Source organism: Vibrio tubiashii ATCC 19109 (assembly GCF_000772105.1).
Classification (GTDB): domain Bacteria; phylum Pseudomonadota; class Gammaproteobacteria; order Enterobacterales; family Vibrionaceae; genus Vibrio; species Vibrio tubiashii.
The window spans coordinates 155,855-180,507 of record NZ_CP009356.1; the positions used below are offsets into that span (position 1 = coordinate 155,855).

Consider the following 24,653-nt stretch of genomic DNA (forward strand, 5'->3'; position numbering starts at 1 on the left):
TGTCATTCTTTGAGTTACCTTTCACCAAACGCGACGCTGATATTGGTATAGATCGGTTTCCATAGGTATTGAAACACCGACTTTTCGCCCGTTGTGATGTCGACCTCGCCCGTCATACCAGGCAAGATAGAGAAGCTCTCCGGATTATTCCTAAAGTATGGCGTTTCTACTGACACGACCACTTCATAGTAGATCTCGCCTCGTTCACTTTGACTTGTGGTCGGTGAAATACTTTCTACTTCCCCTTTCAAGGCCCCGAAGCGACTGTAATCAAACGCGTCAATCTTGATTCGAGTTGGCTGTCCCACATTCACAAAACCAATGTCTCTCGGCGAAAGTCGCGCTTTAAAATCCGCTTTACCGCCGACAGGGACAATCTCAACCACGGTCCCACCCGGCTGGATCACGCCCCCATTTTGGGTGCTCGGCAGACTTTGCACCAAGCCTTGTAAGGGAGAGACTAACGTCGTGTTGGTCAATTTCGCTTGGCTTGAACGCACTCTTGCGTTGAGCGCGGATAAGTCAGAAACCGCTTTAGAACGGTCATCGCTCACTGTCGCTTTGGCTTCAGCAAGCAGTTGCTCTATTTTTTGCTCATTGCTGTCTGCTTGCTTAATGAGAACCGATTTCTTGCCACGGGCTTCTTCTATTTTCTGTTCAATACTGGCCAGCTTTTGGCGCATTTCAAGCACACGTAAACGTGAGATGTTGCCTGCTTTATAGCCTTTCTCTAGGATAGTCAATTCTTGCTTAGTGGCATTCAGCTCTTTCTCATAGCTAGGCAAAGACTTATCGACGCTGCGAAGCTGCTCAGCGAGCTGCTCGCTGTCCTTTTCAAGCACGATGCGTTTTTGAAAGTACAGCCCTTTCTGGGCACTTAGCTGCGCCTTTTGCTGGCTCACGATCTGGGGATAATCGACCTCAAACTCCCCAAAATTCGGTTCTCGGTCATCAAGTAACGCATTCATACGCTCGATGCTAGCGAGCAGCGTCACTTGTTGAGATTTCAATTCTTCTAGCGCGGTACGCTGAAAAGTCGCGTCAAACTCAACCAGCGGTTGACCTTTCTCGACCAATTGACCTTCTTTAACGAGAATTTGCTTTAACTTGCCTCCAATGGCACTTTGTAAGACTTGTTTTTCGCCTTCAGGGATCACGGCGCCCTTTGCTTTAGCAATTTCGTCCACTTGAGTGAGCACAGACCAAGTGGCAAAAGCCACCACACACAAAGCCACCGACCACGTCGCCAGCGCCAATGTACGGGCCGTATTTTGTGATTCAACAAGCTCACCGTAGCGCTCGCCTGTATCGATAGGGTGTTTAGCCATTCGCGACTCCTTGCTTTGACGGGGGTTGGGCCTGCTGGGCGGCATGCGGTTGAACTGACGGTTCTTGTGTTGACGGCCTTTTCTCTTGAGCCAGTGGCGGTTCGTGACGCTCTTTAGGGTCGACAGGCGGCTGTGTGTCTAGTGGACCGGCATAAACGACACTCCCTTCATTCAAAACCACGACCTTATCGGCCAGCTTAATGAGCTCAGGATCGTGGGAAGTGAAGATCACGGTGGCGTTTCCTTTTTTCGATTGCACGAACTCACTAAATATCCGTTTGGCATTGGGATGAGCATCGGGCACTGGGTTATCCATGAGGAACATTGGGTAGTCATAGACCAACGCTTTCGCGTCAATCAGGATCTGCGCGACAGTGCCTGACAGCAAGTCAAAAAGGCTGTCCGGTTGAATACGACTGATCGACGTATCCAGCCCATCTGGTAAGGTCTCGAGCCAGCGCTCCCCACCCACCATTTCAATGGCAGCAATCATTTTCTGTTCTTCGACTTGATGCCCATCGGTTAACCACTCTCGAATACTCAGCGTGAGCAAATCAGGGTACGCTGCGCGGATAAAGCACCAGTGACGATAGAGCTGTGGGTCGTATTGGGCGAGGTTAACGCCTTCCAGCTCAACCATGCCATTTTGAATCGGTTGCAAACCTGACAACACTTCGATCAAGGTGGATTTACCACTCCCAGAGGGACCCGTGATGGCCACAATTTCACCGGCTTCGATGTCAAGACTGACCCCATTTAACGCCGGGCGACTTTGCTTGGGATACCGCAGTGTCACTTGCTCTAACTGCAAGCTCGGGGCGAGCGCAGGCAATGGATGATGTTGGTAGCTGAATTCTCGCTCAGACGGTTGAGACAGAATGCGATTGACCTGCAATTTAGACTGATTGAAGCTATTAAAGCGCATTGCACTGTTCGCCAAGATCTGAGCGGGTCCGGTCACTTTCGATATCAACATCATGGAAGCAATCAACCCCCCCGGGGTCATGACGTTTTCAAATATCAGCCCGATCCCAAGCCCCATCACCGCGAGTGTTGAGCCCACACTAATAAAATAGTACATCGAGGTATAGCGACTCTGAACAACCGATTGATGAAACGCCACGGTAGAGGCGAGAAGACTGGCCTTGTTGAAGCGTTGGATCCAATGTGCTGAAAACCCAGCGCTACGAATAAAAGCCAGCTTGGATGACAACTCATTGGTCATATTTTGACGATTGGTGCCCGCCACCGTCGATTGCATTGAGCGCTTGCTGCTCGAGCGTATCGAACGTTTTGCTAACACGTAGTAAAGGCTCAAAGCCACGATAGGCACCAGTACTAGCCAACCGCCCAGCACGCCTATAGCAACAACAAAGATCACAACGAACGGTAAATCAAACAGCGCATTTCCTAATGGCCCAGATAGCACCCCAGAAATACGTTCAGACAACATGACTTGATTTTGTTGACTTGACGACGCGGTTTGCTGGTTTTGCGCATAGCTGCTTCTAAGCAGGCGCTGAACGAGAGATTGCGCGATCTCACGACTGACACGATTCGACACCGAAGCAAACACTCGGCTGCGCAGTGTTCTGAGCCAACCCATCATCACAAACAATAAGGCCGCCCCAATGGCAATACCTTGTAGTTCGTGCCCTGCATCGCCACCAATGACATGGTCATAGATCGACATCGTGATGAATGGCACTGCGAGAGCAAACAAGTTGGTGATAAGACTGACTAACAGTAACTTAGGGATGATTGGGCGAAACGCATGTAACCTTTCGCCGACCCAATCGGGAGACGCTTTCTCCAAGGGTGGGCCATCGATGACAATACAAAATTGAGGCGTATCGGTTATCTCTTCTTTGGTGTCATAAGCGATAAACTGCTTGGCATGTACATGACCAGAAACCAACGTCTGCTCCCCAAGAACCAGTATCACCAGTTTAGGGTCACCTACCGCATCTAAGTCAGCCACTAAACGATACGGCAATGCAAGCCTATCGAACAGGGCGAACATATCGTCGATGGACTCGACGCCATTTTCATCGATCCATTGATGCGCAAACAACTGGATGTTCGCGTTCACTTCCAGTTGCTTCAACACAGAGAGGCTTTCGGCTTCGAGCGCATTCATTGCCTCTTGGCGATCTTGCGAGTCAAGCGATTGATGACTTTTTAAACGATTCATGCGACAGCCCCCTGATTGCGTTCCGTTTGCACGGCAATGGTTCGGCTGGCCAATTCACGAAGCCGAGAATGAGCGCTCACCATCAGTATCGCGCGTCCCGCCAACATCTCATCCCCCAGCACTTCAACCAGATGACTTAAAGCGTTGAGATCAAGCGAAGCGTCCGGCCTGTCTAACAGAACAACCGGCTTGTCACTGGCGAATTGAGCGGCAATATTGAGCATTTTCACATTGCCCATACTCAACAAAGCAGCACTCGTCTGACCAACGTGTGTTTCCAATCCATCGGGTAAACGCGTAATTTCTTTGCTTAACCCTAGGCGACGAGCGTAGTCATTAGCGCGTTGGGTTTTGCTGGGATCAAAACCACACAAGTTGTCGAGAATCGTCCCCGACACCAATTGTCCTTTAACACCACAGTAAGCGATCATGTTGGCCACTGTGGCGAGTGACACTTCGTTGCCATTAACCAAGCACTCACCGGCCTTCAGTTCATCCACACCCGCTATCGACGACAATACATGACTGTTAGTGTGGCGATCTTCACAGTCTAACAAGACCAATTCCCCTTTTTTCAGCCTCACATCCACCAGGGCGAGTTCACCATATCGCTCAATGGTCGCGTGTTGAATTTCGAGCACGTCAAAATCAACCTGCAGATCAGGTTCGGTCACTGCGGGGGACACTTGGTGGGAAACCGTTAAGTCACTCAACTTTTCTATTGCCTGATTCGCACTGTGTATTGAATTAAGCTTGATTCGGATCCCAATCAAAGCGCTCAAAGGCGCCACCGCTCTGCCTGATAAAATCGAACATGCCGCCAGTCCACCCGTGGTGAGCTGACCATCCAGCACCCACAGGCTGCCAGTGATCACGAGTAAAACCGACGTCGCCAAGGCCGCGAGCTGGAGACATTCTTGAATAAAGGCATTTTGTTGTTCTTCTTTTGCCTTAGATAAAGAGCGGACGTTGTTTAAGGACTTAAACTGATTAAAAATTCGAGACTCAACAGCCTGACGTTTGATCCCCTGTAGAGTTTGGCTCATTAGGATCAGGAAGGCTTTTCGCTCCTGCTCATCTTGCGCAGCTTTTTCACTTAAGCTTTTAACACGGAGAGAAGAAAGCCACACAATAGCGAGTGTCATCAACCAAACCGTCAGCGGTATCACCACGAGTTCACCGCCAATGTAGGCCACCAACCCCAGAAAGATCATTGCAAACGGCAAATCGATAAAGCCGGCGATGACCCCACCAGAATACCAGTCTTTGACTTTAGAGACGGCACCCAACCCTTCTTCCACTCCCCCGATACCGAGATCACGAAGGTGACTTGATGACGCGGAAGTCACCCTTTCCACCAAGGTTTGATAAGTCACGTTCTCGGTATTGCTGGCCGCGGCTGACAAAATCCATGTACGAGCAAATCGGATGAACGCTTCCATGGCAACCGCCACCGTCGCCCCCGCTAACAGCAGTGTGGCAGTACCGTAACTTTGATTCGGTAAAATCCGATCGTAAATCTGTAAAACCGTTAATGGCACGGCAAGAGAAAGAAGATTGACGAGCAAAGAAGGCAGTAGGACTTTCCCTACTGCCCCTGTGTTTTTCATAGAACTTGAGAGCATACACCATCCTTATCGATGCTTATGCAATAAGATTGGTACACACTATAAGGTTATGCAAGGTAAGAGGCTGATTTAATTTAATTTTAAGACTATATTGAGATTCAATTACTCATTCCACCTTACCATCGTATCGCGCTCTGTGACCATCATGGCTTGGAAGACTCTACACAGGGCGCCAAACCGCCTCCTGGCTCTCAACCACCATTACACAGTTGGATTGGTTTTCGCCTTGGCCACGTGGGCTTTAATGTAATCAGAAATAGTCGTCACATCGACCCCATCATCGCGGTTGGTGCCTTCAAGATGGGAATGACTGAAGGCCGTCGTCGTACCGGATGAATACAGTTCATCGAGCAACTTGACCATTTCTGGCTCTTCGTGTTTTCTTATCCACGCTTCACCATTATTGCGAGGCCTTTGCGTGTAAGGATCGCTCCCGCTATTCGCCCCTAAATAAGCATTGGTGCACTGAGCAAAGTACTCCTTTTCATCAAACGCCGCGTAGCAATCCTGAAGTTCATAGTGGCTGGTGTACATCAGATGACTCCCATCGGGGTTTGTCGCGTACGCGTGATGCTTGGTTACCCACACCCAGTATTGTTTGGGGGTAGGTAAGCGGGTGAGGTTTCTTCTTGGGCCATCAACCCATTCTTGGCTAAATAAGGCATCCAACGTGTGCTGCGCGGGCACAAACAGGGGATCATCGATGAAAATACGGGTATTCGCCGAATCGATTCGGACTTTCTTCTTATTGTTAAAGCTACGCGTGATCGCTTGTTTTTGAGCCAACGAAGTCGCATCACTCAAGTGAAGACTGTGCGCAAACTCATGCGAACTCGTTGAATATTGGCTCGCGTAACACCCACCGCCGATGGTTTTTAGTTTTGCATCCACATCGGTACCCAGTAGGTTTTCTTCGGTGATCGCGACATACATCTTCGCGCCGATCTGCAGTCCCCCAACCCCTCGTGTCGAATCCCAGCCTCGGCTCACACTGCTGCTTTGCTGGGCAATTCCAACCCCTTTGAGGGAAGCAAATTCGGGTAAGTCGGTCATCGGCCTATCCGCGGGTACCACGACGACTTCGATCCCGGTCGATTCGAACCGTTTTGCCAGTTCACTATTTTTGCCTAACATCGCCGTTAAGATCCGGATGGCTTCAATATAGCAGGCTTTCTTTTTGCTCGGATCCAACACACTGTCTACCTTCAAGCACGACTTAGCGCTTAAAAAGCCTAACTGTTCAGTATTGAAAGCATTTTTATCGTGGCCTAACTTAATGGCTTGTTCGATGGTCTTATCGAGCATCTCTTGATGAAAAGCAGCCCTCGCTTTCAGTGTTCGGGGATCTTGACCACCAGGGGCAACGTTCAGTTGCGTGGTACTGCTTTCATACAAGTCGGTGATGGCTTTCCTTTGATTCAGCGCAGACTGGGGGATTTTGTACAGCTCAGCCCTTTTTTTGCTGATTTGCTCACGCAATGCCTCAATGCCTTGACGGCGCGCTGACAGCTTTTTGCCTTTTTCTGGCTTTGATGCCGTCAAAGGATGCGCATCGAGCCAGGCTTGGCAAGCTTTGTCGATGGCATAGAGATGGGGCAACAAGGCTTCATCGTCACTACTGACATGCGCTTTTTCGAGTAACTTATCAATCTCTGTTAACAACCCTTTGCGACGACCAAAAATGGATTTTGATCTCGAATTCGCCTTAAACGTACCGCTCGTCCATATTCCGTTTATCATCAATTTACCTTAACCGAAATAATCATCTCAGCGAATGGAGGAACCATTCACTCCCTAATCTGAATCTAGGTCTCTTAAAAAACACAAAGGGGAAACCTGACTATGCATGCGGCTCTCCAGCGGTCTGCGGATCGATGACGCCTGATGGACACCCAACCCTTTTGGGGCCTTCCCCAGCCTACTGCACCCTGAGTACAACTTACCTCACGAAAGCGAACGCGTACTGCCCAAGCGTTGCATAACACGTCTATACAGAGAGGTGTTCATTGGCAACGAACCGAGGCGTACGATCAATCCCCATCGCTGATCGCGCTTCGACCGAATCGTCACGCAACTGGGGTTGTGCTGTTTAGTCTGCTCGACCCTGCGACCACGCCTTCAAGCGCAGTAAGACGGGCAGTGTCATCAGGGTTGTCAGCGCAATATCCAGCCACGAATGGTAGCCCTGATATAGCATCAGTCCTCCATACATCAACAGAGAAAGCAGGATCCCTCTCTTGACCCAGTCATGACTCAATACGAGTGTCGTCACAAACACCAAAGCCAAAGCCGTATGCGTACTGTAATCCAGACTGACAGCGGCATAGGCCCCGGTGTACTTATCAGCAAACATCAGAGCGTAAATATACCCAACGCCCAGTAACGTGCTGACCGCATCCCACTGCGCGGCTTTGAGCCGCCCACAGACCGCTTGTGTGAAGACCCAAGCTAAGGTCAACACACCCAGAAGGGGGACATACGCATCGGCGATCGCATCCCACTGTTCATAACTTAAATTGATAACGCCTCCTTTCCGTAGGCCGGTTTGTCGACGATCCTACGCACATACACGCTGAGATGGGTTCAACGGTCAACGTGGGTGGCGTGCCAGCCACATCGAGAGTGATTGGTTGACTAATTCCGGAGAAGATAACATAAACCAGTGCCCACCAGGCATCGCTTCGGCCTCACCTTTTTGCTTCTCGGTCACCTCATTTATCCAGGATTGAGAGTGAAACCAGACCTGTTTGTCTTGGCCATAGAGGAACAAAAACGCGGTCGCATAGTCATCGACGGACACCGGCTCGGGCTTCGTATTGAGTAAAATCGAACGCCATAACTGCCAATAAGGGTAAGTCATACGAGCATCAAAGCGAAAATCTGCTGAAGGTTTATTCGGATCAACATTAGCCAAACCTAAAATCTCATTGGCGGTGTAAGCTACCAGCTTCTCACCGAGAGGTTCGGGCAGAAGCCAAGCCAACGCCAAAGCTGCGGTATACTTCATATTGATCTCTGGATAGGCTTCGTTGCCAAAACTTCCGACGTCCAACAAGACCAGTCGGTCAACAAGGTGGTTAGACGCAAGGTATTGGGACGCGTACACCGCCCCCCAGTCGTGCGCGATCACCGTCACCTTATCTTTATTGAGGCTCTCAATATAGGCATCGATAATCCGACGCATTTGGACCAGAGTATACTGGGGTCTTGCCCCCGGGTCCTGAAGCTCAAAGCCAGGCAAAGTGATCCGGGCAACCGTGTGATCACGTTTAAAAAACGCCACTTGTTTGTCCCACATTTCTAAGCTGTCAGGATAGCCATGGATAAAGACCAACGTGTCGTCACCATCCCCCTCCACTTGAGCTTGTAAGCCGTTGACGATGACTGGCAATCTCGTTTCAAATTCGGCCTCAGACATCGGCCCGTTCGCCATACCTTGAACCAATAGGACGATCACAGGTGACAAGATAAGCAACGCGATCAGCATGATGATTTTTATGGTCTTACGCATGGATATCCTCTGTTTACTGTCAGGGGCGCACTGCCCTAACCCTGTCTCTTCTGACCACAAGCACGCAATGCAAAGGCCTAGCCTACCCCAGCTGTGCCGAGTCAACAAACCTGAGCACTCTTTGCCGGGTAAAAATGTCCTAAAAGCCCAGTAAATATCTCCCACACACCTACTAACAATTTAGTCAATAAAAAGTCTATGATGACTCAGCCTGCATACTGCGGCCCAAAAAAGGATCCCTTATGAAATCGGCCATGATCGGATTGGTCCTGCTCGCTAGCTTGGTGACCAAGTCACTTCACGCCACGCCTCTACTCTCGAGCAACCTTGGTTCGGCATCGACGTGTGCGCTGCCGATCCACTTAAAGAGTGCGCACGTTCAAGCGACAAAGCTCACGCGATGCCAGCCGCGCCCAGTGACGTTACAAGCGCTGCAGCGATGGCTGAAATTCGGTCAGGCGGCGCGAACCGTCATGGACCTGCTCCATCACGTCTTGATATGGCATGTCTTGATGGAGCCAACACACACCGACCATGAGCGATGTTTGGCGGGACTGCAATGGGTGGACAACCTAACGAATGCTTGGTCCACCGCAAGCTGGAAAGGCGTACTGACAAGCGGAACTGAGCGCGCATCTCACGATGAGACCATCGCTTGCCATCCCCTCCCATTCGCACCGACCCAACGACGCGATGACCCGTTTAGGGAACATCTCACCCCTCTTCGCGGTTAATCAGATTGGCCTGACCAAAGGAGGCGCCTCTTACTCATAGGTCAACTCCGAGACAACGGCGTGGTGATCCGACAGATCCACACGAGACCCCGTTGAGGTCATCGGCACGACCCAGGAGAGCTGAGAGACCGGGTTTAACGCCCCTTTAAACGGTACGATAAAATCATACTGCTTCTGGACTGAACGTCCCTCTTCATCAAACACATAATAATTGCTGTGGCCATCGGCACTGTACCGAAGCGCACTTAAAAACGTCGTGAAGCCAAAATCTGCATTCAGCGTCGCCGCCGTACGGCTGATCTCGTGGCTTTCGATATTAAAATCCCCAGCAAACAGGATCGGTGCATCCGATGGGAGTGAATCCGCCATGCGGCGCATTGCTTGAAACTGCTGATGGCGCGCATTCTCGTTGGCTTGACCAGGCGCAGACTGAGTGTGGCTGCCGATGATGTAGTAGTCCTGCTGCTGATCCCCAACCCTTTTGGTAAACTTCACTTTCAGGTAGCCCTTATCCATGGTGCATTCACTGGCATCACACTCTCCGGCATCGGCACCAAACTCATAATGCACTTCATCGCTCGCAGGATATCGTTCAATAGGGTCCGACTTGCGCGCCTCTCGCTTGGTGCCAACCGACAAGCTGTTTGGGTAACGACTCATCACAATCACGCCGCCGGTTTCCGACAACCCAAGCGGACCGTCGACCAACGGCGTTCCATTCAACAAGTGGGTCCGGTCTCGAAAAGGTTTGTCCGGACCACAACATAAGAATTCTTCCACGGCTAGCTGTTCTGCATCAGGGGTACAACTCGCCTGAGACGCCAACTCCGACAGCACCACCACATCGACATTTTGAAACAGACGGGCCTTGTTATCACTGATGGCTTGTGCTCGCTGACAGTAATCTTGCTTACCAGCGATGCCAGGACCAATCAGCAGAAAGGTGTTCCAGGTCATAAGATTAATCTTTTTGGGATCCTCGCGGTGGTCGGCCAAACGGAGTCCACCCGGCCCAGACGAGGCATCGAGAACCGAGAACATCGCGTCCCATTTGGATCGCGAGGCATCGTATTCGTCGTCCACCCCCATGACATAGGGCGTGCCATTAAAATAAAGGGTTGCCGTATCGTGACCATCGACCCAAGGGCTGGGCGCTGACACACCGTATTCAAAATCATTGACGACCCCTGCTCGGATGTCGGCGCTGATATAAACGCCATACTGCCGCGCCCCGTCAATGTCTATCTCACCACGAAATTTTACGGTATCGTAATTGAAGACCCCCCATCCATCATCATCAATGCCCGCAACGATCTTCAACTCGCCGGGTTTAAGCGTGAGTACGCCCTGTGCCCAATCATGACTGAGCCAGTAATCATCATTGATATCGGCGCTATTGGCATACGGTTTCCAACTCAACAACTTAATGGTCTGTTGCGTGTCGTTTTTCAACCACACACAAAAAGGTTTGTCTTCCCAGTCTTCGCTGAGGTAATCCGGACAGTCACTGCCCGCGGCCATCGACGGCATGGCCGTCACCATCAGCCACAACAGGACAATCCCGTTTAAAATCGTTCTGGTTAATTGCATTGTTTCCCCCTCGGTTAAGATATAAAAAACAGTACAACGCATTAATTACATGCCTATGTAAAATTAATGACACGAGTATTCACCATACTAAAAATTACCATTATTGATATATTATTGAACTCAGAAAATGTGTATTTCCACTGAATTTAGTCACAAGATCACAGATCAATAAATTATCATTGTGCAGTTTATCAACAACATAAATAAAGAAAAGTACAAATAATAATAAAGAAATCTACACAATCATATGTACGCCAATCTCTCGTGATTTAAAGTGGGGTCAAACGAATATTAACGCCGTCCTAAACACCCCGCACACATGACCCAAAACCCAACAAACATCGAGAGTCATATAATTCAACCCCCTTCCTTTGATAGCAATAAAATATTCGACCAACGGAAACCGCCGTGCCCTATGTCATGATCCATCCTGCGAACAGAATCAGGGATCTCTCTGAAAGATCGCTCACTCTCCCTTTAAAACTCGTCCAAAAACCCACCAAGACTGGTATTAAGGACTTAATTATTGGTCATTAAGGACATGGGCTTTTTTTTATGAGATCTGTTCTACATTAAATATCTTTTAGAATTAATTTAACAATGCCACGCAGGTATGTTTCATTATTATTAAAACAAAAAACCCAGACCAAACACGATTGTAACAATTTATACCCTCTTGGTTATAAGCTCACTATTTTATATTCAACAACACAGTAAGGCAGGTATTAATTTCTTATTATAAATAATCTAATTATATTTAATTTTATCAATTTCACCATGACACTTGATATACATTCAAGTCTCTCACTAACAACAAATCTATTGATATTTATTGTCACATGAACATTCTTTGAAATTATCACCCGTGCTTCATCATGAGTTGGCTAGGTTTTAATGTCGAGAATGAGTCTGTAATAGTCAAACGGATACGCTAAAGGAAAACAATGAAAAAACAGTTGATTGCCGTCCTCGTTTCATCGCTTATGGGTGGAGAAGCCCTAAGCGTGGCGCATGCCTCACCCGCCCCGGTTGTGACCCTCAGCACGGCAGAGGCGATCGCCCAACTCACTTATTCACCACGCGAATTTTTAAACCAGTACACCGTGGATGTGATTGAGTTAATCAAAAATGGCGGCCTACCGACCCAAGGGCAAGTCCGGCTAGAAACCGCCCCACAAGGATTCAAACTTCGGTATGCGGATGCCCCTGCTGCGGATACAACGTCAGCGTACTTCCTCGGTTTTAATGGCCGAACGAACCCTATCCCTGCTTATGTCGATGTCCCTAAACACGTCGCTGAAGGCACGTTGTTGCTGACCGGTTCGCTGACCGGCTGTTCTGTGATTGTCACGGATCTTAACGACACCCATTATCGCGTCTTCCATGATGGTCGGGTCGGCAGCTCCGTTTTGTATGACAATGTGGTCATGGCCGTTGACTACGCCGACTATCAAGGACAAGGCGTATCTGATGAAGTTGCCGGTGCCTACATGATATTCAAAGACGGCCAATGGCAATTGATGCTCCAACGCCAAGAGCAAATACCCCACCCTGACAATCCCTTGCTGACCACCTGGGTCAAGCGTAAAGGTGCGACAGGAGACGTGTGGATTCAGCGCCCTAACGCCATCGATGACCAAGCCAGAGTGGAGGCTTTTCGTCAGGAAAGAACCCTGGCTCAGGGACGTTTACTTACAGACGCAAAGGCCTTAGGACTGTCTGTTGAACCCTTACCTCAAGATCAGGATTACCAAACCGGCAGTTCCTTAAAGGTCGATGAAAACCCGGCCTTAGCCCAATGGCAAGATCTCAGAAATGCGCTGAAACAAAAAACCGATGAAGAGCTTGCCCCTTTGCTTGAGCGTAAGTCCGTACTGTTCGCCAAGCTAAGAAAAGCGACCGGTGAACGAAAGCAACATCTACAAGCCCAAATCGATGCCATTAATGCGACCAAAGCGTTTTATCAACAGAGCTATCTCGATGGCATTGATAAAAGCATAGACATGGATCGTTTATGGCTATGGTTAGAGAAAAAAGACCGTGAAGGCGTCTCGTCCGTGATTGCGATCGATGCCCATCTCAAGGCCAGTCCGAATCAACGTTTGGTGGATCAATATAATACGCAAAAGCAAGCCCTAGAAAGCCTAAAAGGGCAACGAGGGGACGATTACCTGTTCGGTAAATCGAACAGCCAAGATATTGAAGTGCCAGGCTATCATCAGGGCATGAAAGCCCTCGATATGATTCGACTGATGTTTGATGACAGTCACCAGTTAACCTTTAAGCAAAAAGGCGCATTGGTGGCGCATATCAAGCAGCAGTTCCAACAGGAAACCATGCGTTTCGCATTGGACAAAAGTGCCGAAGTCAGTCGCTACATGACCGCTCAAGGCGCGTTTGTAACCCAGCTTGTGCCACAAGACTTTGTTTTGCTCGGTCGGCCGGGACGCTGTTTGCCACTCTCCCGTGTGATGGCCACCGCGATCGCACAAAAAGGGGAGCCTGGTGCGAACCAGTTTGCCTCTGTATTGTTCGATGCCGCTGCCCACCCAGACTCCCAAATCGCGACCAATGTGTATACCACTGTCGGCCAATTGCACTCCAATACAGACGCGGGGCTTGCGGAGACAGACGCCGGGCGCCTGAGCATCAAGGGGATTGTCTCAAACTTGGAAAAGGAGTCCCTGACCAATGGCAGCAGCAAATTCATGCTGATGAATACTCGCGCGCACAGCATGTTAGTGGGGAAAAGACAATTCGAGGGCAAGAGCCGTTACTTCTTCTACGATCCCAACTTTGCGGTATTCCGATTTGACAGCTCCAAAGCCTTACAAGCCTCTTTAAAAGAACACCTGATCAAAAACAAATTTGCGCGTTTTTATGATGCCTATGGCAATGCCAGCCAGCCAACCTTCGACATGCGGTCACTGGACACAGCCAAAATGGCCGAAGTACGTTTAAGCACCGGACTGAGCGTCCAAGATCTGGCGAGCCCAAGTGACCGAGTCGCCAACCTGGCAACGGCGGACCATGCCGCTCGTTTGGCGCAAGCCAGCGACAGCCTATCCACGGATTTGCAACTCAAATCCGCACTGAGTGTCTTACAAGGCGCCAATTTGGCTCAGGACTTCTTTGCGGCCGCGCAAGACGTATACCGCCGTCATCGCTTAGATCACGCTTGGGTACCCGTGTTTGAGAACATCGAAAAGACACCCAGCGGTCAGTATCGGATTCCGTTAATACATCGCGAAGACAATCGTGAAATCAGCGTGTTAACGTCAGACGAAAGAATTTGGAAATTCAAACATTATTACGAAGATGCATTGGGTCGATTGAAAAAGAGCTACAACTTTAGCCACGGAGAGCTCACTCGTCATGCGAGCATTACGGATGTCGAGCATGTAGACGGCTTGAATGCCGCGTTTGCGGTCCAGGCGATTCTTTCTTGGTTTAATAACCACAGCCGCACGGCCGCAGCGGGTGACCCCCTGCCCCAAGGATTAAACACCGCGTTGCAGGTCCACACCTACATTAACTTAGCTCAAATCGCGCACGGCACCGTGATGGACGCCAGTAAGATTGTCGGTTTGTATCGTGCCGCTCTACAGGAAGGGCAAAGCGTGACAAGCTCGACGTTGTCTGCAGTGGGGCACGTTGCAAACGAAGGGATCGGTCTTGGACTAGGCTTTGCTTCCGTGGTGTTGGACTCCTATGAGTTGGCGCATGCACAAAATGAGGTACAAAAAGCGGTATTTGGTACTCAGCTGGCCTTTGACTCAGCGTCTTTTGTGACCACCTCAGCGGGCATCGGGGCAGGCCTTGCGGGGGCGGGCACCGCCAGTGCTGTACTGGGTGGCGCAGGCGTGATCCTGGGTGGACTCGCGGTTGGTTTTACCGCTCTGGCACAGGCGTTTGGTGAAGTCGCAGAGGATGCCAAAGCCGTCGGTCGTTACTTCGCCGCGGTCGACTCCGCGTATCACAGCGGGGGGTATGCGCTGGTGGATAAAACTCTCGATGATGGCAGCCGTTACCACGCGCTTGAGCCCAAAGATGGGGCAGTGATCAACCAAATAGACCTTCAAACGGGTCAAGTGCATTTTGATAGTCAATACATCTACCGTACCCATCATGGCAGCACGGGATCGGGGGCGATTAACTACTTTTTCTGGGCCGGTGATTTCCCTAGGATGATCAGAGACAAATCCCAAGCGATCAATGTTAGAGCCGGCATTGGCTATAACGAGACGACAAACATTAACGCCAGTGATAGGGCTTTGATTTTGCCTGCCACACCAAAGTCGTACATTAGCTATCAATATCAGATCTTACCCGGGTCCACCACACGTCATGATTCCGGTTTTAGTGTGATTCGTCGTCTCGAAGAGGATCGTCGATTCGATTATGACTTTTACATTTTTCCTTCGGAATACACGATACGTAAGATCACACAAGAATATGTCCACACCAATATCAACGTGAATCTGGATGCGCAAAATCGCCAAATTCTGATGCGTAAATTGGGCAAAGAGCTGAGTGGTAAATTGCACTATGCCTTTAACGGCAAAGGGGGGGAATACCATATCAGTCTGCAATCGGGGGCCAGCCTTTCTTTGCAAGTGACGTCTCGTAGAGACCGAAGTACGCGCTGGATCCTTGATGCACGCCAGTTGTCATCCGATCACCTTGAAGTCACCCGTGATCACCTCAATATCGGCGGCGTCAGAGTCAACCTACCCGGATTGTCCTGGGGGAGCATTGCGGTGATCAACAAACACAACGAAGTGCTCGTTGTTGACCCAGAAAACAGCCGCTACCAAATCACGTCGGAAGATGCCTCTTCTTGGCAGAATGCTGAACAATTACACCAGCATATCCAGTCTGAAGTGGCCAAGCACCACCTCGACAGCGCATTTGTGGCTGTTGAAAACTTTGTGCCTCAAGATCAGGACCACTCTGTTGGCCTGGCCTACTATCAAGTTGATCAGCAGCGGTTTATTTATACCCCATCGCCCGCTCACAGTGACTTCCTAAGCGATGCCAAGCTCGTGGCTCAGACGGGGGATCTTGCGTGGTTTAACAAAGACAACCAAGTGTGGCTAGTGAACATCGCCGAGTCGCGCATTGTGGCTCAGTATCGCGCCTTCGGTTGGGACTACGCTCATGGCAAAGCGGCCAGCCGGGTGTGGCAAGAAAATCAGCGCCTCTACTGGTCAATCGAGCAGCAAACCAACGCTGGTCATCCGGCTAAATGGACCTATGTACTGGACGAAAACAGCATGAAGTTGGTCGATGTGAACGGCGACCTTCAGTTGTTAGATAACCTCATGGCCGACACGGCGCCGAATCGAGCCACGACGAACTATTTCTTCCAGTCATTCCAAGCCGGTGTCGAGGGGGAAATTGACCTGAGAGCAGATCGATGGATAGAGGCAAGCCTAAGCGACGTTATTTCCGTGTCAGCGAATAAACAAGGGCAGAAACACAGGTACTGGGTCCTCGCAGAGCAGAGGGGCGACCTAGGCGTGATCCACGCCAATCTCAACACTCAGCCTGACGATCTGATCCTTGCTTTGGTGCAAAACAAGGGGGAAACCGATCAACACTACTTCTTCTATTCCCACAGCCAACAGCGTTTGTATTACCAAGCAAGTAACCGTTCCCAGGCTCGCTCGGTGTCCTTACCGGAATTCAGTGGCGGTTTACGTAACGTCTTAGATAACCAACATCAACTCTTTGCCATCGCCAACGATCAAACCTTATGGCTAGCAGACCAAACGCCAAGACTGGCTGGTGTGACGTCGCATTGGCTACAGAGCCACCATCAACAGGTCCTGCCACAATTGAAGGCCTTAAGTGAAAAAGCCGCTGCGAAACTTGCCCAACTGGTGCTGCTCGGTATGACAGATAGCCAAGGCGAGACGGTGAACCTGTGGTACGACAATCAGTCCGCGACGTTGATCAGAGCGGGCAGCAACCTCAATGGTCAGCACTTGAATTTTCTGGGGCTAACGGCAGATCAACAATGGGCTTGGTTGTACAATCACGACGATGCCAGCCTGTATCGTCAGGCCGTCGTAAACGATGATCTCATACTGGACGACAAGCTCGTGTTACAAGGTGAAGTGGCTGACGCGGAGCAATTTGCGACGCTGGCGGGGGAATTGACCCACGCGGCTTGGCAGGGGCAATCTCTGCAACTGTCCACCCGTGACGGCCTCGTGGTCGAGTTAAGCGCAAACGCGGGCCCTATGGACAAACCGATACTCAGAGCGGTCACGATGGAATGGCAAACTCACCACCAATATCGCCACCAAGCCATTGATGCGCTTGAAAGCGAGTATCAATTGCCTAAGCAGGTCCGTCTTCTGGGCTCAGTACCGAGCTGGTATTTGCATGAATCTGGACGTACCGTCACGGCGCCGGGGCTGGATGTCCAGCATAACCTGACTTATTTAGGGCAAAGTGTTGACGGCGGCGACTATGTGTTTGATGTCGATGCACAGACGCTGTATCAGCAACATCTCACGGATCACTCCCCATTAGGGCACTTCTCGATGGCGCTCACGGAAGGTGGAACCCATTTAGTCTTGCAAGGCAGCGAAGGCAGCAAGATCCAGACTCTGCCTAGACTCAAAGGGGTGCGCTCTTTGTTGTGGAGTGGCAATAGCCGCGACTATCACTATAGCTTGGACGAGAACGACCTTGCTCACTACCAGCAAGTGTTGATTCAAAGCCACAGAGTGGGTGAGACACTGAAATTAGCCCTAGAGAACCCCAATGCATTGTTGTTGCAACGACGAGGGGACGATCTGGCCCTATACGATCCAGGCTCTCAAACCAGTATTCTGATCCAACACGTTGATACGGCTGCTCTGACCAATAAAATGAAGCTGAGTACGTCGTTGGGTGAGAAATACTTGTATAAAATCCTGTCGCAAGTGGACCGCCTTTCAGCCACACCGAGTGAGATCATCCCTTATGGACAGTTAAACTAAAGCGGCCATCTCGCGCCACCATTCTGGTGGGTTTAACGAGGCAGTCAGCCCTGCGGTTCGCTGCCTCAATTGAGCGCTCGTCATCGAGCGCCTTTTTCCTGCCGCTCACTCGTGGCCCCCCTTGGCAAGACACCCCCCCCCCCCCCTCAGTCACACTTGTGTTCCCGATTTCCCAAGGTAGTATAAGTGACATCGTGCCCTCTGATAGTGGGCTTTCCTCACCGAAACGAAGAGACCTCCTTTGAGTGACCCATTGACTGTCGTCATCATTGAAGACGAACCCGCGATTGCAGACACCTTAATCCATGTCTTAGAAATGGACGGTTACCCGGTTCAGTGGTTTGCGACCGCTGAACAAGGTTTGGCGTATTTGCGTCAACACCCTGTGGCGTTGCTCGTCTTAGACGTTGGGTTGCCCGATGGCAACGGATTTGAGCTGTGCAAAACCATCCGAGACTTTTCTGCGGTACCCATTATTTTCTTAACCGCGCGCAATGAGGAGATAGATCGCGTGGTCGGCTTAGAAATCGGGGCTGACGACTACGTGACCAAACCCTTCAGCCCACGAGAGATGCTGGCCAGAATCAAGCTCAGAATCAAAGCGCGAACGGCCTTTCCTCAGTCCGAGTCAATGCAATCTTCATCGGATCAGGCCCTCGTTGCGCAGCACTTTGACTACTGCGTGAATGCACAACCATTGGGGCTCACCGCGGTTGAATTTAAGATCTTGCGTCAACTCCTCTCCCACTCAGATCAGGTTTTCAGTCGCGAGCAACTGATGGTCGCCGCGGACATGACTCCGGACGCGGTGTATGAGCGCAACATTGATTCGCATATCAAGGCCATTCGTCACAAACTCAAACCGTATGCGATGGCAGAGCGGATCGTGACCAAACGGGGGTTTGGTTACTTCTACAACGGGCAAAGTGAATGATGCGACGCTGGCCAAGGATCCCGCTAGGGCTGAGACTGTTTGCGCTCTATTTCATTTTGGTCGGGATCACCGCGTACACCGTCAGCCAAACGGTGATCCAAGAACTCAAACCCACCGTCCGTCAAACCACCGAAGAGACGTTGGTGGATATGGCCAACTTGTTGGCGGTACTGGCGGAAGAGGACGTCGCCAATCACCAATTGTCACAAAGTCGATTTGCGGCTCTACTCCGCGCTTACGGTCAACGTGAACCTCAAGCTCGCATTTGGGAAATTGGTAAGAAAGCCATCAATCATCGTATCTACATTACCGATCAGCATGGCATCGTGATCGCTGACTCGTGGCAACAAGATATTGGTCAGGATTACTCGCAATGGAACGACGTTTACCTAACCTTGCGCGGCCAGTATGGCGCACGCAGTACCATCGAAGATCCCAATGACCCCTCTTCCACGGTCATGCACGTTGCCGCGCCAATCTATTCAGATGGCCAGATCATTGGCAGTGTCACCGTGGCTAAGTCCAATCGTTCGGTTCAGCCCTTCATCGACTTGTCCAAGCGCAATGTTTGGTTTTGGCTAGTGTGGATGAGTGGCCTTGTTTTGGTCGCAGGTGCGTTGTTCGCTTGGCGTATTCACAGCGCTTTGCATAAACTTGAAGACTACGCGACCAAAATGGGCCAGGGGGACAAGGTCCCGAAACCCACCTTTCGAGTCTTTTATGAATACGGCACGCTGAGTGATGCCTTGGAGACAATGCGCAATCAACTCGATGGCAAGCAGTACGTTGAAGACTATGTACAGACGCTGACTCACGAACTGAAAAGCCCGTTGTCGGCCATTAAGGGCGCCAGTGAGATCTTACAGACCCCGCTTGACGGTGACAGGGTCACCCGCTTTGCCCGCAACATTGAACGCGAAAGCGAACGAATGCAGTCCCTCATCGACAAGTTATTGGAGCTGGCTCGCCTTGAAAAGCAACCCGCGTTGGAGAGCGTCGAGTCAATCGCTTTGCGAGACATGGTGGTTAACGTCACGGCCTCCGCAGACGCTCGATTAAGTCATCTTGCGGTTCGTTGTGACTGCCTCATCTCACCCGATGACACCTGTCTTGGTGATCCGTTTTTGCTTCAGCAAGCGCTGTTTAACTTGATGGACAACGCCCTCGACTTTGTTGCCCCACAGGGCGAGATTGTATGGCAAGCCCAGCGAAGCCCGGGACAGCTTGCGCTGTCTATTTTCAATAGTGGCCCACCTATCCCGGCTTACGCCCTGCCTCGCCTCACCGAACGCTTTTATTCACTCGCGCGCAGCAATGGGGTCAAAAGCACCGGATTGGGCCTGAATTTTGTCGAACAAGTGATGAAGCTCCATCAAGGAACGCTGACAATCAGCAATGTAGAGCACGGGGTCAAAGTCACCCTCACAATGCCAACTCCATAAAAACTCCACATTCGCTCCATTCTGTCTCCATATCCCTGAGGTAACGTGGTGTCTTCAGCTAAGGAGAAGACACGATGAAACACATCCTCAACCACCCGCTCGGCCTCAAATTCGCATTGGTGCTGTTGCTGTTCCTACTACTGCAAATCCCGCTGTCGATGGTCAGCGGCCTGATTTCCGAGCGTACCCTACGTCAAGACACCGTGCGCAGTGATATCGCCCGTAGCAGCAGCGGCCCGCAGCGTATTATTGGGCCTTTTATCCACATCACTTATACTGAGAGCCGTTTTCACAATGAGACTCTGCACGTCACCGAGCGCCAACACGTTATATTGCCCGATACCTTTAATCTCGGCGCTGAGCTCGACAGTTTTGAGAAATACCGCGGTATCTATCGTGCGCGTCTGTATCATGCTCAGACCCGTTTGACCGGCCACTTTGACCTGTCGGAGCTTGACGCGTTGCGAGGCCATGATATCAACGACATTCGATTAGTGGTCGGTATAGAAGACAGTCGAGGCTTGATGACGCTGGGCGATATGCGTGTCGCCAACCATGCGATAGAGGTCTTCCCTGGGACTGGGCTCAGCGCCATCTCACAAGGCTTTCATCAGCCTCTGGATCTCGCACAGCTCGATACCCACCAACCCCTGACGTTCGACCTCCAGTTTCTGTTACAAGGAATGGGGAAACTTCAGGTCGCACCGATTGGTGACCAATCCCGTGTCGAGCTGCGTTCATCTTGGCCCCATCCCAGTTTCATTGGCGATTATCTGCCTGTCACCGCCCAAGTGGCAGAGTCGGGGTTTGAGGCTCAGTGGCAGAGCAATAATTTCTCAACCAACATGGCTCAATTGCTGCGCAACTGCCTTACCGGTGACCACCAATGTTACGAACTGGAGCAACGACAGATGGGCGTCGACTTGATCGATCCGGTCGACCACTACCTCAAATCTCACCGCGCGACGAACTATTCATTACTGGTGATCACGTTAGTCTTTGCCAGTTTCTTTCTGCTCGAGCTGTTTCAAGCTCGTCCCGTGCATCCGGTGCAATACGGCTTTGTCGGCCTCGCACTTGCGTTGTTCTATCTGCTGCTCATCTCGATGAGTGAGCACCTTGGCTTTAACTGGGCCTATGGGCTATCGGCGTTAGCCTCCACAAGCTTACTGAGTATCTATGTCACGGGGGTGTTGCAGCGCCGTGCGCATGGCGTGATATTCGTTGGGGGGTTATTGCTTCTGTATGGCCTGCTGTTTGGGCTGTTGCAAGCGGAAAGTTACGCGCTGCTGATGGGCACACTGCTGTGCTTTACCATCTTGAGTTTCGTCATGATCCTCACCCGTCATATTGACTGGTATCGTCGTCACCCTGCCCGCCCTCACTCGGACGTTGACCATGAGCGAAGCTAAATCAACGCCCCCAGTGGAGGTTGACTGGCGCCCTCTCTGGCGCTGGTCACCGCAATACGCCATCAGAAGTCTGGCGTGCTTGTTACTTTTGTGGCTCATTGCATGGGGTCTGCGAGATCCGGTGATTCGCCCAACCGTTGGCGATGCGCTTGTTGTGATCTGGCTCCACACCACATTGGCTGCCGTCTTGGCGCTCTCCCCTAAGAGACTTGCCCTGATCGCGGTAACGGTCGCTTATCTGGTGGAGTTGGGGCAGTGGTATCAGTTGGCCACATTACTCAATCTGGGATCGGCCTGGTCGTGGGTCATCGGAACCACATTCGATTGGCTTGATCTTGTGGCGTACAGCATAGGAGGCGTGATCGCATGGCAGCAAGACGCGAGATAGGCATGAGACCCGAGAAGATCAAAAAACGCAGGCCCACCCGGCCCCGCTTTCTTGAAACGGTGTCCGCGTGGGCTAAGCGCCACCCCGAACTGTTGAAACCTTAGTTTTCACCGCAATATTTAGCATATGCCAATTACCCCTTTTATAGTGACCTTGTCTAAAAGAACGCCGCAGGCGCACACGCGCCCGCGTATGAGGAACCTAACCAGAGGGATACTATGCACACTTTACGTCCAGCCGACCATCGTCGTTGCCAAGTCTGTCATCAGGCTTTTTTTTCTGATCGGCCTATCCAGTTTCACGCCGTGAATGATGACGCCGTTCAAGCCACGCTTATCCCAAACCATCAGGTCGAAGGCTACGATGGTCTTATGCAAGGAGGACTGATCAGTGCCTTGCATGACAGTGCGATGTTGCACTGCCTTTACCTGCGCCACGTGCATGCCATGACTGTCCATTTAGCGACCCGTTTTCACCAGCCAATCCAGTTGGGACAAGCGATAGACATCCAGGCTCGTTGGGTCAAGAGCCGCCGAAGCGTTCACTGGTTACACAGTCAGATCACTCAAGGCAACACCGTGTGTTCGACCGCCAGTAGCCAATTTATGACCCTCCCCTCCTCTCACCACAGTAAGACCGCTTGTGGCACGAACAAAAAAAGGATAATAATGAATGCATTATCAAACATGGATTGAATTTATGTTGCTCAACGATCTGCTTGTCGTGATGAAAGTCGCCGAGCTTCGCAGTATCACCGCCGCCGCCAATAGCCTAGACATGCAAGTCGCGACCGCGAGTGCCGCACTCAAACGCGTAGAGAAAAACCTTGGCCTAGAGCTGTTTATCCGTTCGACCCGCCAATTGCGCCTGTCACCCGCAGGCGAACGCTACCTGCCTCAGTGCCAGCAAGCGCTGCAGTTACTCGATAGTGCGCGACTCAATATTCAGGCCGATTTGGCTGAGCTGGGGGGAGAAATGCGTATTGCGTTGTCTTCTGATCTGGGTCGAAACGTGGTCACCCCTTGGCTCGATGAGTTCCTTGGCCAACACCCCAATCTCACGCTGCGCAGCAATATCAGCGACAGCAACATCGATTTCTATCGCGATGCCATCGATATGGCGTTGCGCTACGGTTCACCGACCGAAAGCCATCTGTACGGTTTTAAAATCTGCGATGTGCCGCGTTTGCTCTGCGCGGCGCCCGCCTACCTCGACACGCATGGCACCCCTTCACACCCTCACCAGTTGGCGGCGCACAACGGCTTGTGCTATCAGCTCAACGATGTGGTCCAAGAGGAGTGGCAGTTTGTCCATGGCGAGCACACCATCAAGGCCAAACTGCAGGGGGATCGGATCTCAAATGACGGCGATCTGGTGCGACGTTGGTGTGTGTCGGGGTATGGTATGGCCATCAAATCATGCCTCGATATGGCAGACGATTTACTCAGTCAACGCGTGATCAGTGTGATGCCCGACTATACGCCGACCCCAACAGAGTTGTGGTTGGTGTGCCCCAGCCGTCAATCCATCACGCCGACCGTCCGCCTGCTGCGCGATTATCTCAAAACCCGCACTCAGGCGTTACTTTCCGCGCTCGCCGCGCGCCAGCTTATCCCGAGCTAAGCGCGCCAAGTCGACCGGGCTAGAATGGGTGCGTATCCAGCCATGCGCGTGTCACGGCATCTAAGCATTGCCCCTCTCGTTGAACCTGGTGGTCGAGCTCGGCGATAATGGTGTTCGAGAAACGAAGCGCATCGAGTCGCGCCAATTGCTCTGGTGTAAACCGAACACGACGATCGTCACGCAGTAGCAGCACAGCGCGATCCACACCGCCCAGCAACCCTTTGGGATCGTCCAAGTCACGGATGCGATACTTATGGTGTAAAAATTGAGGTTGCCACAGCGGTACCACCACCCATTGTTGTTGTTCTACCGCCTGTTCAAAGGCGTCAAAGCACGCTTCCTCACTGCCGGTATGAAAGCGGTAACCCACTTCTTCAAGACCGTACGCCACCATCATATGGATTGAAAAACGCGTGATCCCTGCGCCTGGATTGATGCCTTGAATATCTCGGCTCATTTTTGCTCGCACGTCCGGCTTCAGCAAATCCTCGACACTGGCAACCTGATCAACTGGCACGTAATCGGGCACCCCCCACAGCGCATACGGTTGATAATGAAGGCCAAGCTCCAGTAGTGGCACCGTGGCTTCAACTTGACTTTTGTACACGCCATGGCTCGATGGCAGCCACGCCGAGCTCAACATGTCGATTGCACCCGAGGCCAACTGGGCAAAATTTTCCTGATGCGGTGCGTACACGCGATCGACCTCAAACCCCATATCGACCAACACATGACGAACCAGTGAAGCCGTAACTCGGTGAAAAGAGAGATCCGTGACTCCCATTGTGATTGATTGTGGCATTCGTTTTCCTCTCTAGAGATACCCTTTTGGATCGTGGCGATGCCCGCACCGCCACAGCGAAGACGTACAATG

At 51.2% G+C, this 24,653-nt stretch carries 16 protein-coding genes; 8 read left to right on the forward strand and 8 right to left on the reverse strand.

The window, feature by feature from the left end:
• Window positions 1–14 precede the first annotated feature (14 nt).
• The 6 genes from IX91_RS23795 to IX91_RS23820 all read right to left on the reverse strand — a co-directional run bounded on the left by IX91_RS23795 (window position 15) and on the right by IX91_RS23820 (window position 8,661).
• Entirely contained in the window at window positions 15–1,328 is a 1,314-nt protein-coding gene (locus IX91_RS23795; protein ID WP_004744157.1) for an HlyD family type I secretion periplasmic adaptor subunit, read from the reverse strand.
• Window positions 1,321–3,522, reverse strand: coding sequence for a peptidase domain-containing ABC transporter (locus IX91_RS23800; RefSeq protein WP_004744156.1), 2,202 nt, complete (start codon window positions 3,520–3,522; stop codon window positions 1,321–1,323). The genes IX91_RS23795 and IX91_RS23800 overlap by 8 nt, the downstream gene beginning before the upstream one ends.
• Window positions 3,519–5,147 carry an ABC transporter transmembrane domain-containing protein gene (locus tag IX91_RS23805; RefSeq protein ID WP_004744155.1) on the reverse strand — a complete coding sequence of 543 codons (1,629 nt, stop codon included), beginning with the start codon at window positions 5,145–5,147 and terminating at the stop codon, window positions 3,519–3,521. The genes IX91_RS23800 and IX91_RS23805 overlap by 4 nt, the downstream gene beginning before the upstream one ends.
• Before the next feature lie 204 nt (window positions 5,148–5,351).
• Window positions 5,352–6,890 carry a hypothetical protein gene (locus IX91_RS23810; protein WP_004744154.1) on the reverse strand — a complete coding sequence of 513 codons (1,539 nt, stop codon included), beginning with the start codon at window positions 6,888–6,890 and terminating at the stop codon, window positions 5,352–5,354.
• Between the two features lie 349 nt (window positions 6,891–7,239).
• Window positions 7,240–7,608, reverse strand: coding sequence for a hypothetical protein (locus IX91_RS23815; protein WP_004744153.1), 369 nt, complete (start codon window positions 7,606–7,608; stop codon window positions 7,240–7,242).
• A gap of 132 nt (window positions 7,609–7,740) precedes the next feature.
• Window positions 7,741–8,661: an alpha/beta fold hydrolase gene (locus tag IX91_RS23820; RefSeq protein ID WP_004744152.1), complete on the reverse strand. Its 921-nt coding sequence runs from the start codon at window positions 8,659–8,661 to the stop codon at window positions 7,741–7,743.
• A gap of 512 nt (window positions 8,662–9,173) precedes the next feature.
• Here IX91_RS23820 and IX91_RS26455 point away from each other — a divergent pair.
• Window positions 9,174–9,395, forward strand: a complete 222-nt coding sequence (locus tag IX91_RS26455) for a hypothetical protein (RefSeq protein ID WP_138922198.1) — start codon at window positions 9,174–9,176, stop codon at window positions 9,393–9,395.
• Between the two features lie 30 nt (window positions 9,396–9,425).
• Here the strand turns inward: IX91_RS26455 and IX91_RS23830 are convergent, their stop codons facing one another.
• Window positions 9,426–10,985 carry an exonuclease/endonuclease/phosphatase family protein gene (locus tag IX91_RS23830; RefSeq protein WP_004744150.1) on the reverse strand — a complete coding sequence of 520 codons (1,560 nt, stop codon included), beginning with the start codon at window positions 10,983–10,985 and terminating at the stop codon, window positions 9,426–9,428.
• Between the two features lie 944 nt (window positions 10,986–11,929).
• Between IX91_RS23830 and IX91_RS23835 the strand changes: the two genes are divergently transcribed.
• From IX91_RS23835 to IX91_RS23865, 7 genes are all read left to right on the forward strand, one after another.
• Entirely contained in the window at window positions 11,930–17,980 is a 6,051-nt protein-coding gene (locus IX91_RS23835) for a TcdA/TcdB pore-forming domain-containing protein (RefSeq protein WP_004749935.1), read from the forward strand.
• A 241-nt stretch (window positions 17,981–18,221) separates the two neighbouring features.
• Window positions 18,222–18,914, forward strand: coding sequence for a response regulator (locus IX91_RS23840; protein ID WP_004743181.1), 693 nt, complete (start codon window positions 18,222–18,224; stop codon window positions 18,912–18,914).
• Window positions 18,914–20,356 carry a two-component system sensor histidine kinase CreC gene (gene creC, locus IX91_RS23845; RefSeq protein WP_004743182.1) on the forward strand — a complete coding sequence of 481 codons (1,443 nt, stop codon included), beginning with the start codon at window positions 18,914–18,916 and terminating at the stop codon, window positions 20,354–20,356. Before IX91_RS23840 ends, creC begins: the two co-directional genes overlap by 1 nt.
• 74 nt (window positions 20,357–20,430) lie before the next feature.
• Window positions 20,431–21,768, forward strand: coding sequence for a cell envelope integrity protein CreD (creD, locus tag IX91_RS23850; protein ID WP_004743183.1), 1,338 nt, complete (start codon window positions 20,431–20,433; stop codon window positions 21,766–21,768).
• Window positions 21,755–22,156 (forward strand): ribosomal maturation YjgA family protein, encoded by a 402-nt coding sequence (locus IX91_RS23855; RefSeq protein WP_004743184.1) that lies wholly within the window; start codon window positions 21,755–21,757, stop codon window positions 22,154–22,156. The genes creD and IX91_RS23855 overlap by 14 nt, the downstream gene beginning before the upstream one ends.
• A 218-nt stretch (window positions 22,157–22,374) precedes the next feature.
• Window positions 22,375–22,851: a PaaI family thioesterase gene (locus IX91_RS25995; RefSeq protein ID WP_004743185.1), complete on the forward strand. Its 477-nt coding sequence runs from the start codon at window positions 22,375–22,377 to the stop codon at window positions 22,849–22,851.
• A gap of 4 nt (window positions 22,852–22,855) precedes the next feature.
• Complete coding sequence (locus IX91_RS23865; protein ID WP_038197303.1) at window positions 22,856–23,779, forward strand: LysR family transcriptional regulator; 924 nt, start codon at window positions 22,856–22,858, stop codon at window positions 23,777–23,779.
• A gap of 19 nt (window positions 23,780–23,798) precedes the next feature.
• Here the strand turns inward: IX91_RS23865 and IX91_RS23870 are convergent, their stop codons facing one another.
• Window positions 23,799–24,581 carry a glycine betaine ABC transporter substrate-binding protein gene (locus IX91_RS23870; RefSeq protein WP_004743187.1) on the reverse strand — a complete coding sequence of 261 codons (783 nt, stop codon included), beginning with the start codon at window positions 24,579–24,581 and terminating at the stop codon, window positions 23,799–23,801.
• Window positions 24,582–24,653: the final 72 nt, after the last annotated feature.